This is a genomic window from Marinomonas polaris DSM 16579, assembly GCF_900129155.1.
Classification (GTDB): domain Bacteria; phylum Pseudomonadota; class Gammaproteobacteria; order Pseudomonadales; family Marinomonadaceae; genus Marinomonas; species Marinomonas polaris.
The window spans coordinates 339,280-348,481 of sequence record NZ_FQVF01000004.1 but is presented as its reverse complement, the minus strand read 5'-3'; the positions used below and the strand labels follow the sequence as shown (position 1 = coordinate 348,481).

General features: G+C 44.0%; 12 protein-coding genes. 5 read left to right on the top strand and 7 right to left on the bottom strand.

Features of this window, described 5'->3' with window-relative positions; genetic code table 11:
• Positions 1-292 (top strand): transposase (locus tag BUA59_RS05425; protein ID WP_139248839.1); only part of this gene is annotated, 292 nt, incomplete at its 5' end.
• Positions 293-550: 258 nt separating this feature from the next.
• Here BUA59_RS05425 and BUA59_RS05420 read toward each other — a convergent pair.
• From BUA59_RS05420 to BUA59_RS05410, 3 genes are read right to left on the bottom strand one after another with little or no spacing between them, the layout of a single operon-like run.
• Positions 551-1,801, bottom strand: coding sequence for an NAD(P)/FAD-dependent oxidoreductase (locus BUA59_RS05420; protein WP_072838703.1), 1,251 nt, complete (start codon positions 1,799-1,801; stop codon positions 551-553).
• Positions 1,802-1,854: 53 nt separating this feature from the next.
• The gene (locus BUA59_RS05415) at positions 1,855-2,790 is read right to left on the bottom strand and encodes a 4-hydroxyproline epimerase (RefSeq protein WP_072838702.1); all 936 of its coding nucleotides are present in this window, start codon (positions 2,788-2,790) and stop codon (positions 1,855-1,857) included.
• Positions 2,781-3,755 (bottom strand): dihydrodipicolinate synthase family protein, encoded by a 975-nt coding sequence (locus BUA59_RS05410; RefSeq protein WP_072838701.1) that lies wholly within the window; start codon positions 3,753-3,755, stop codon positions 2,781-2,783. Before BUA59_RS05410 ends, BUA59_RS05415 begins: the two co-directional genes overlap by 10 nt.
• Before the next feature lie 244 nt (positions 3,756-3,999).
• Between BUA59_RS05410 and BUA59_RS05405 the strand changes: the two genes are divergently transcribed.
• Positions 4,000-4,758, top strand: a complete 759-nt coding sequence (locus BUA59_RS05405; RefSeq protein ID WP_072838700.1) for a hypothetical protein — start codon at positions 4,000-4,002, stop codon at positions 4,756-4,758.
• A gap of 65 nt (positions 4,759-4,823) precedes the next feature.
• The gene (locus BUA59_RS05400) at positions 4,824-5,177 is read left to right on the top strand and encodes a hypothetical protein (protein WP_084122193.1); all 354 of its coding nucleotides are present in this window, start codon (positions 4,824-4,826) and stop codon (positions 5,175-5,177) included.
• A gap of 28 nt (positions 5,178-5,205) precedes the next feature.
• On the opposite strand, the gene BUA59_RS05395 is transcribed toward BUA59_RS05400, so the two are convergent.
• The 4 genes from BUA59_RS05395 to lpdA all read right to left on the bottom strand — a co-directional run bounded on the left by BUA59_RS05395 (position 5,206) and on the right by lpdA (position 7,382).
• Positions 5,206-5,424 (bottom strand): hypothetical protein, encoded by a 219-nt coding sequence (locus tag BUA59_RS05395; protein WP_072838698.1) that lies wholly within the window; start codon positions 5,422-5,424, stop codon positions 5,206-5,208.
• A gap of 15 nt (positions 5,425-5,439) precedes the next feature.
• The gene (locus BUA59_RS05390; RefSeq protein WP_048813848.1) at positions 5,440-5,700 is read right to left on the bottom strand and encodes a DUF2442 domain-containing protein; all 261 of its coding nucleotides are present in this window, start codon (positions 5,698-5,700) and stop codon (positions 5,440-5,442) included.
• Positions 5,663-5,899: a DUF4160 domain-containing protein gene (locus BUA59_RS05385; protein ID WP_072838697.1), complete on the bottom strand. Its 237-nt coding sequence runs from the start codon at positions 5,897-5,899 to the stop codon at positions 5,663-5,665. Before BUA59_RS05385 ends, BUA59_RS05390 begins: the two co-directional genes overlap by 38 nt.
• Positions 5,900-5,978: 79 nt before the next feature.
• Positions 5,979-7,382, bottom strand: coding sequence for a dihydrolipoyl dehydrogenase (lpdA, locus tag BUA59_RS05380; protein ID WP_072838696.1), 1,404 nt, complete (start codon positions 7,380-7,382; stop codon positions 5,979-5,981).
• A gap of 141 nt (positions 7,383-7,523) precedes the next feature.
• On the opposite strand from lpdA, the gene BUA59_RS05375 reads away from it, so the two are divergent.
• Entirely contained in the window at positions 7,524-8,087 is a 564-nt protein-coding gene (locus BUA59_RS05375) for a TetR/AcrR family transcriptional regulator (protein WP_072838695.1), read from the top strand.
• Between the two features lie 95 nt (positions 8,088-8,182).
• The gene (lpxM, locus tag BUA59_RS05370) at positions 8,183-9,121 is read left to right on the top strand and encodes a lauroyl-Kdo(2)-lipid IV(A) myristoyltransferase (RefSeq protein ID WP_072838694.1); all 939 of its coding nucleotides are present in this window, start codon (positions 8,183-8,185) and stop codon (positions 9,119-9,121) included.
• Positions 9,122-9,202: the final 81 nt, after the last annotated feature.

Below are 9,202 nucleotides of genomic sequence, written 5' to 3'. Positions count from 1 at the left end.
CGCGAAACAGCTGGCTTCTTATTTAGGCTTGATCCCCAAGCACAACGAATCTGGTAAACGGGCAGGAAAAACAACCTTGAGTAAGGAAGGGCCAGGCTATATCAGAGCGAAGTTGTATATGGCCGCAATCGTAGCTGGGCAACATAATACCGATATAAAAGCGCAGAAAACGAGATTACTAAAACAAGGCAAAACAAAAATGCAGGCGCTAGGTGCAGCGATGAGAAAGTTGTCACAAATATGTTTTGGTGTTGTTAAGAATCAAACAGAATATCAGCCTCAAGTTAGTTAAATAAAAACTTGAGGCTGATTAGGAGAGATGGTATCTACAAAAAATGATAAAAACCAATCACATGTAGGTCGGCCTTCAGGCCGTCAAAAAATCTGATAACACCAAATCCAAGTCCCTGACGCGCTAAAGCACGACCTACAAAAAATGATAACAACCAATCACATGTAGGTCGGCCTTTAGGCCGTCAAAAAATCTGATAACACCAAATTCAAGTCCTTGACGCGCTAAAGCACGACCTATAAAAAACTTTAGAAGTGGTTAAAACCGAGTGGCTGAAAATGGCGTAAGGTCAATATCTGGAGCCTGAGTATTGGCAAGCGCCGCGACTAATTCTGCGGTTCCTGCGGATTGAGTCAGTCCTAAATGTCCATGTCCAAAAGCGTAAATCACCCGTTGAGATCGACTGGAATAACTGATTACCGGAAGGCTGTCTGGCATAGAAGGACGAAAGCCCATCCACTGTTTACCTCCGTTAACTTTTAAACCGGGTAAGAAATTAGCTGCTTTTTCTAGTAAGACGTTAGCTCGTTGATAGTTGGGTTCTAAGTTCAAGCCACCTAACTCAACCGCACCACCAACACGAATACCCTCGCCTATTTTTGTCACTACAAAACCGTGATTACTAAAGGTTATGTGTGTTTTCAAATTGAATGCGCCAGCTGGCAAGGTCGTGTTGTATCCTCGTTCCGTATCTAATGGCAAACTGTCACCAATAGATCGCGCTAAAGTTTTTGACCAAGCCCCTGCAGCTAGAACAACTTGGCTTGTTTCATAGTCGGCCGCATCGCTTTTTAAGGTTACTCTATCGCTATTCAATTCAATGGAATCAATCGATGCAATGGCAATTCTACCGCCAAGTTTTTCAAATTCTTCAGCTAAATGTTTAGTCCATTCGGCAGGGTCGCAGACGTTTTTCCACTCCGGAGTAAAGGCTGCATGGGTAAATCGGGGGTGAATGCCGGGCTGGACTTTGGCGATAGCGTCTGGACTGAGTAAAAATTCATAGATTACGCCATGTTGTTGTCGCGTTTGCCAACCAGCAAGACTGGCATTGAATTCTGCTTCACCTTCGTAAAGTTGTAACTGCCCTTCTCGACGAATCATAGCTTCGCCATTTACTGCTTGAATTTGACGTTCCAGTGCTGCTTTAGAAAAATCCATCAAACTGGCTTGTGCCGCCAACGCTGCTTGATATTTGTCTTGCCAGCTGGCACGCCAGAAACGCAGCATCCAAGGGAGAATTTTCAACGCGTAAGCGGGACGCAATGACAAAGGGCCGAGGGGGTCGATCAACCACTTTGGTGCTTTGCGCATAATGCCTGGCGTGGCGAGAGGAATCACATCCGCAAAGGCAAACGCTCCTGCATTGCCGGACGACGTTTCTGCAGCAACACCTTTCCGATCCAATACCAGCACTTGTCGGCCTTCAGATTGCAGTTTTAGCGCAATACTAATGCCGATAATCCCTGCTCCAATAACAATCACATCCTGATTTTTTGTCATGTCCATTTTGGGTTCACCAATTATTTCTAACCAATTATTTGAAGTCTAGCTATCCATCGCTAAGACAGTTTAATACCATTTTTTAACGGGTCGCTGGGGTTCATCATCAAGGTTGCTTCTTTGGTGATAAACGCTTGTCCGGTAATGTTAGGAATAATCGTATCGCTTGTTGAAGGCTGATAGCTCAAACGATAACTACTACCAATGGTGCTTTCTTGAATGATTTCTTCGCTTGGAGCAAGGCGATTATCCGCTGCTAGGCAAGCCAAGCGTGCTGAACTGCCTGTGCCGCAAGGTGATCGATCATAGGCGTTGTCAGGACACAGAACGAAGTTGCGGCTGTGGCCATTTTTACTAAGTGCTGGCCCATAAAGAACAACGTGATCAATGATGCCACCATCTGTACCTGTTAATTGCTTTGTTTCAATGGCTTCGCGAATTTTGATCGAGACTTCGGTTAGGTTACGAATGTTGCTTGGAATCACAGGAACAGGGCTTTTATCGACAATAAAGAACCAATTCCCGCCATAAGCAATATCGCCAGAAACTGTACCTACACCGTCGATCTCAAGGCGAACATCTTTCTGTAAACGACGGCTGGCAACGTTTTTCACCGTAACTGTATTCGCATCGGACAAGGTCACCTCTACTACGCCAACTGGCGTTTCAATCTTGTGGGTACCAATGCCTATTTTGCCCATGTGAGCCAACGTTGCGGCCACGCCAATGGTGCCGTGACCACACATGCCGATGACCGCAGCGGCGTCGAAATAAATCACCCCCGCCACACATTCAGGATCAACTGGTTCAACCAGTATCACGCCGACCATGGCTTCTTGCCCATAGGGTTCTGATACTACAGAGCGATAAAAATCCTTATGTTCCGTGGCTAAAATCTTGGCGCGTTCAGCCAAAGAACCAGAACCTAAATCTGGCCCACCAGACACAATAACGCGGGTTGGTTCACCTTCCGTATGACTGTCTATTACTTGCATGTATCTATTACTCCACCTTGTTTTGCCCAATCCGCAAACCAGTCTTTGAAGAGCGCATACTGATCTTCACAGTAACGACGCTGTGCGGCATTAAGCTCATCCGTTTCGTTGAAGTGTAATCGATACTCTTCTTCACCGTTTAAAACAAGCAAATATTTGAAAAACAGAACCAGTTCAGGCCCTTCATCGAAACTGGCTAAAACAGAAAAGGCTTCTTCTAATTCTTGGGCACGAACTCGAGCTTCCGCATTGCCTTTCGCAGCGAGCTTGCATAAGTTCGCTAGCAACAAAACTTCTTTCGGTAGCGCCGTACCAATACCAGTAATCGCACCAACCGCGCCACATTTGACGAAGCCATGATAAACCGCCGTATCCACACCAATCATTAACAAAACATCATCGTCTTGAGATGTAATGTTTTCCGCGGCATAGCGCAACGCTTCTTTACTGCCAAACTCTTTAAAACCTACTAGATTTTTGTGCTCCGCTCGCAATGCAAAAAACAAATCCGCACGGGTTTCAAAACCATACACAGGGCTGTTGTAGATAATCGCTGGAATCGATGGTGCTGCAGCAAGAATCGCTTTGAAATGGTGCTTCTGTGCGGTAATCACCGAACCACGAGACAGCACGCGAGGAATCACCATCAAGCCTGCTGCACCGACTTTCTCTGCATGAGCTGCCAACGCCACAGCGGATTTGGTATTAATCGCCCCTGTGCCGACGACAACAGGAATGCCCGCGTTAACTAAACGCTCCACGCCTTCCATACGCTCGGCATCCGTCAACAAAGGCCAATCGCCCATGGAACCGCAATACACCACCGCCGACATCCCCGCCGCGATCATTTCTTTGCCCTTCTTCACCAAGGCATCGAAATCTGGCGTGCGATCCGACTTACAAGGCGTCATCAACGCCGGCATGATGCCGTTGAAAACACTTACATCAAAAACGTCATTGCTCATAATTCGATACCTTTCTAAGAAATTGAAGGAATTTAATATCTATTGGCGATAATGGATTTTGTATCCAAAATATACCTAGTGCAAAAAGTAGTCAACAAATTATCTGACTTAGTGGAAATGCGATATCCCGCGCAATTCATCCATAAATATGGTTTTTTTTAGGTTAGTATTGCGGTTTCTCTTACTAAAAAATCAAAGAGAACCAAAAAGATAAGAGATTTATCTATTATTGAGGATGGATTGAATGGGTGACATTAGCAAAGGTGAGAAATCATCTAACATTTCTCCTAAAAGCCTATTTTTTGGCGTATTCGTAATTACAGTATTGGTGATGATTTTCTTTTGGTGGCTTTATGTAGATCACGTAGGGGCAGGGTTTTCAGATCAAGGGAAGAATTGGTCAGAGTTTGGTTCCTATTTTGGTGGTGTTCTTGGTCCTTTATTTTCAGCTGCCAGTATTCTTTTTGTTTGGTGGCAAAGCCACAAAGCAATGGCTTCTCAACAAGATCAGCTAAACAAACTTAATGAGCAGTTGGGGTTAGAAAAACAAATCATTTTTAGGAATGAATTTGTGCGTCTTTTGACAAAAGCCACAGAGCAAGGTGAAAAGAAATTTGTTGCGGGACATGTTGATTGCTTTAAGGGGCGCCTTGGAGCTATAGAATGTAGTTATAAAAAACTCAGTAGATGTGTCAAACCTAATTCACTCCAGAATGATCAAAAAATCTCTAACGAAAATCTTCGAGTTGTTTGGGAAGTCTTACGTCCCTATTTAGCCAATATCTTTGAGTTAGCTGATTTCCTTGATAAAAGTACTAAATTTGAGGTGTCAGAGAATGAGCGTGTTGCTTATATTCGACAGTTCAATTCCGAGTTCTATACGGTAATGCAAGAAATTTCACCTGCTAATCAATTACTCTTCATTGACGAACTTTTAAAGAAGCCTGAGATTCATGGATATGGTGAGATATCGCATATTTTTAGTGAGCCAGAGAAATATTGAGTTCTAATAGTTTTTGATAACTACTGTCAGAATTAATGTGAATTAGAAGTTTTATGGAGTAATTTTTGTCCTATTTAGAACAGTTTATGCAGCAGTGGAAAGCGTATTTAAAACAACAGTTCTCTCAATGTGGGCTTAGCTATATAGAAACAGATAGCGGCGATAGTGTGGATCTCAAAGCGAATTCATTAGTCTATTTCCGTTGGCTAAGGATGGCTTCTAGAGCGGGTAATAATTTCGATGAATCAAGGGATGGTATCGCTTGGGTAATGCTGGAAAAGCAATTAAAAGCGCTTGCGGAAAAAGCCGAAAAAGGTACATTTGATCTGGTTTCTAAGTTGCACCTCGAAGAAAGCCAAATCCAGATTGTTCTCAATTTTAATTATGATGACGAGCAACATATCGTGTATGTGAGTTGATCTCGGGTATAAGAATTTTTTATCACTTCTAGTTATAAAAAGTGTTATGCATTTGCTCCATACGAAATTTGATGGCTTCTGTTGGGGTTGGTGGATCGATGGTGTGATACTTTTCTTCGTAGGCTTCAGCAAGAGCGGCTAAATTTTCCATTTCATCGCCTTCTGGGGTATTGGGCTTAGCGCCACGAAGACTACGCATGCGCAAAACAACTGCGTCTAGTTCGTCATCGTTTTTAATAATATCCATACCATCATCCCTATCTTAGTGCTTTGCTTTCAGAGGGTATTTCTCAGGGTGCTTAATACCGTCAAGAGATAAGTCCACATCTAAATCAGGCCAGCAGAAACCACTCTCCCCTTGTTTTTCAACATTAAAAACGGCTTTGACGGGCGCGTTTTCAAACCAAGGGAATTCTTTGTAACTCAAGAAATATTCTTCTCCTTGAGTTAATAGCCAAAGCCCATTAGGCGTTAATCCTAATACTTCAACCGAAGTGTTTTTGCCAAGCGGCGATGATTTCATCTTTATGCTCCTCAACGCTTTTTTCTAATTTAGAAAGCTCTTTTACCGAAAGATTGTAGCTCTTTGCAAGAGCAATTTCAGGGGCTATCCAGAATTTTGCTTCACCATCATGTCCAACGATATGGACGTGCATTCTTTCTTCTTCATTGGAGAAAAAGAAAAATTTAAAACCATTTTCCCTATATACCGATGGACTCATATATTCCTCACATCCTTATGATTCACGTTTTTATTATAGCTGCTTTATTGAGGCGCTAGCTATGTCTTGAGTAAGACTATTACGCTCTTTTCGCTTTCTTGTTCGGCAAGTCGGTAATCGTTCCTGCGCCTAGTTCTGCAGCTAAGCCGACGGATTCGTGCAGGCTTGGGTGGGCGTGGATGGTTAAGGCTATGTCTTCCAGTGTCGCGCCTAATTCTATGGCGAGTGTCAGTTCGCCGAGCAATTCCCCAGCGTGAGCACCCACAACACCAGCACCCAAGACGCGTTCTGTTGTGTCGTCATAGATGAGTTTGGTTTTACCTTGGGTAACGCCAGAAGCGATGGCACGTCCGCTGGCTGTCCAAGGAAATACTGCCGTTTTCACGGCCATGTTCTGCTTTTTCGCTTCTGTTTCGGTTAAGCCAACCCAAGCGACTTCTGGAAAAGTGTAAGCAATAGAGGGAATGGCGAGTGGTTGGAAGTCGACTTTATGACCAGCGACCACTTCCGCGGCCGTGTGGCCTTGGTGCGAGGCTTTGTGTGCCAGCATAGGACCATGGGTAACGTCGCCAATAGCGTAAATATTGGGTACAGATGTTTGGCACTTGTCATTGGTCAATACAAAACCACGATCGTCTAATTTGACGCCAATGTCGGAAATACCCGCGGTTTTGCCATTAGGCGAGCGACCCACAGCGACGAGTACTGAGTCTACGGCGAGCTTACGCTCACCGTCTTTGTCTTGCATGGTGACGTTCAAGGTTTCTGGGGTCGCTTCTATGTTAGTCACTTGTGTTTTTGTCAAAAAGCTCATGCGGTCTTTGTTCACTTGCTCGAAGACTTGTACCAGATCTTTGTCGGCGCCGGTCATGATTTGCTCGCCAAGTTCCGCGACGGTAATTTTTGCGCCAAGAGATTGGTAAACGGTCGCCATTTCTACGCCGATAATGCCGCCACCGAGTACCAATAAGTGCTCTGGAATACGTTCAAGCTGCAGCGCGCTAGTGGAGTCTAAAATTCGTGGATCGTCATAAGGCACAAACGGCAATTTAATCGCACGAGAACCGACGGCGATGATAGCGTTTTTAAAATCGACTAGTTGTGACTGTCCATCTTTGGTGACGGTGATTGAGCTGGTCGAATCAAACTTGCCTTCCCCATGAATAACGGTGACTTTTCTTCCCTTGGCCATCATTGTCAGGCCGCCAGTTAATGTGTCTACGGTGGATTGTCTGTGGTGGCGGATGTCGTCTAGATTGATGGTTGGTTTGGCAAATTGCACGCCATGAGCCGGTTCTTCGGCCATAAGGATTTTGCCCGCCACATGTAGCAAAGCTTTGGACGGAATACAGCCAACGTTCAGACAAACGCCGCCCAAGGTGTCATGGCGTTCTATCATGGCCACGTTCAATCCTAAATCCGCTGCTCGAAATGCGGCAGCATAGCCACCAGGCCCACTACCCAAAATCACTAGATCGTACATCACATTATTCTCCTCAGATCGTTCAATGAAGCGAAAAGGCATTCTACCTATCACTAGATAGATGCAATATAACTTGAGTATTTAGGCTTGGTCAATAAAATACCTATCACTAGATAGATAACATGACGATGAGACACATTCATGACCGTTGAGAAAAACGATACCAAAACCAAAATTCTGGATGCTGCCGAGCGTTTTATTATTCAAGGCGGTTACAGTTCGTTTAGTTTTCGAGACATTGCTGAAGCAGTAGGGATAAAGAGTGCGAGTGTTCACTATCACTACCCGACCAAAGGTGACTTGGTATCGGCTGTTATGGTGCGTTATACCAGTGACTTTTCCGAGCTATTGCCTAACCCTAAAGATGAAAAGTTTTCCCCTAAAATTTTGTTAAATGGTTTTATCAAGGGCTTCAAAGCCAAGATAGTGGATCAGCGTGATATGAGCTTATGCACTATGCTGACATCGAATAAAGCTATTTTGCCAGAAGCTGTTTGTATCGAATTAGCAGCGTTTTATCAGCTTATTTTAGACTGGCTTTCGCAGGTATTTGTGCGTTTAGATCAGATCGATGAAGATTTGGGATTGATACAAGCCAGTCAGCTATTAGCTTGTTTACATGGTGCTTCCATTTTAGTGCAAGGCACGGATCAGCCTGATTTTTTTGATCGAGCTTTATCAGATTGGAAGGCTCGCTGCCAGTAAAACGTGTACATTCAATAATTAAAAGCAGGGCATATAACAATATACAGTGTTTGAGGTATCATGTTGTTTTCACAATTTATGCGAATACTCTCTGAATGAGCAACGGCGACAAGCATACATATAACCCTACTTTTGAGTGGCGGTTTCTTCACCCACGCTTTTGGCTGACATGGTTTAGTGTCTTGGTCTCGTTGCTTATTGCTTTTTTCCCCTTGCGCTGGCGCGATAAGCTAGCGAGTTGGATTGCTGGTCGATTGCTTAATACAAAGAGTCGCGCATTAAAAAGAGCAAGGGTGAACTTAGAGCATTGTTTTCCTGACAAAACGCTAGAAGAGAGAGAAACTCTGCTTAAAAAAAGCTTTCAAACCGCCGCCCAATATTTTATTGCCTATGGTGAGTTAATTGTGCGTAGCAAGCGTCATTGTGAAAATCGCTGTGTCATTTTTGGAGAAGAGCATTTATTTCCTCTGCTAAGAAGTGACCAGAATGTGATTGCTCTGGTGCCGCACTGCTGGGCGATTGATTATGCTGGGGTGATGTTGACTGCGAAAGGTCATAAAACCGTTGCTATGATACGTACTCAGAAAAACCCTATTTTTAATTGGTTGATCCATCTTCAGCGGGTTCGGTATGGTGCGCGCGTGTATTGCCGAAGTGCAGGTATTAAGCCTTTTATGAAATCAGTTAAAGAAGGCTATCTTGGGTATTACTTACCAGATGAAGATTTGGGTGCCCAGCATTCCGTTTTTACGCCTTTTTTTGCGTCCAACAAGGCGACAATGAAGGGCTTGGGTCGATTGGCCAGCCTTACTGATGCGAAGGTTGTTCCGATGTTGCCAGCATATAATGCAGAATTAGGTAAATACGAACTTTTCATCTCACCTCCCTTGGAAAATTTCCCTAGTGGAAGTGAAGAGACCGATGCACTCATTATGAACCAAGCTCTTGAGGCGATGATATCTAAGCATCCTGAGCAATATATGTGGGTACTAAATCTTTTACGAACGCGTCCTGATGGTTCAGATCTTTATTAATGGCTCTCTTCTATTAACAAGTTCCTTCGCGACAAATGTTCTTTCAGTGTTATAAACTACGGCCTAAATGATTAGGCCGTT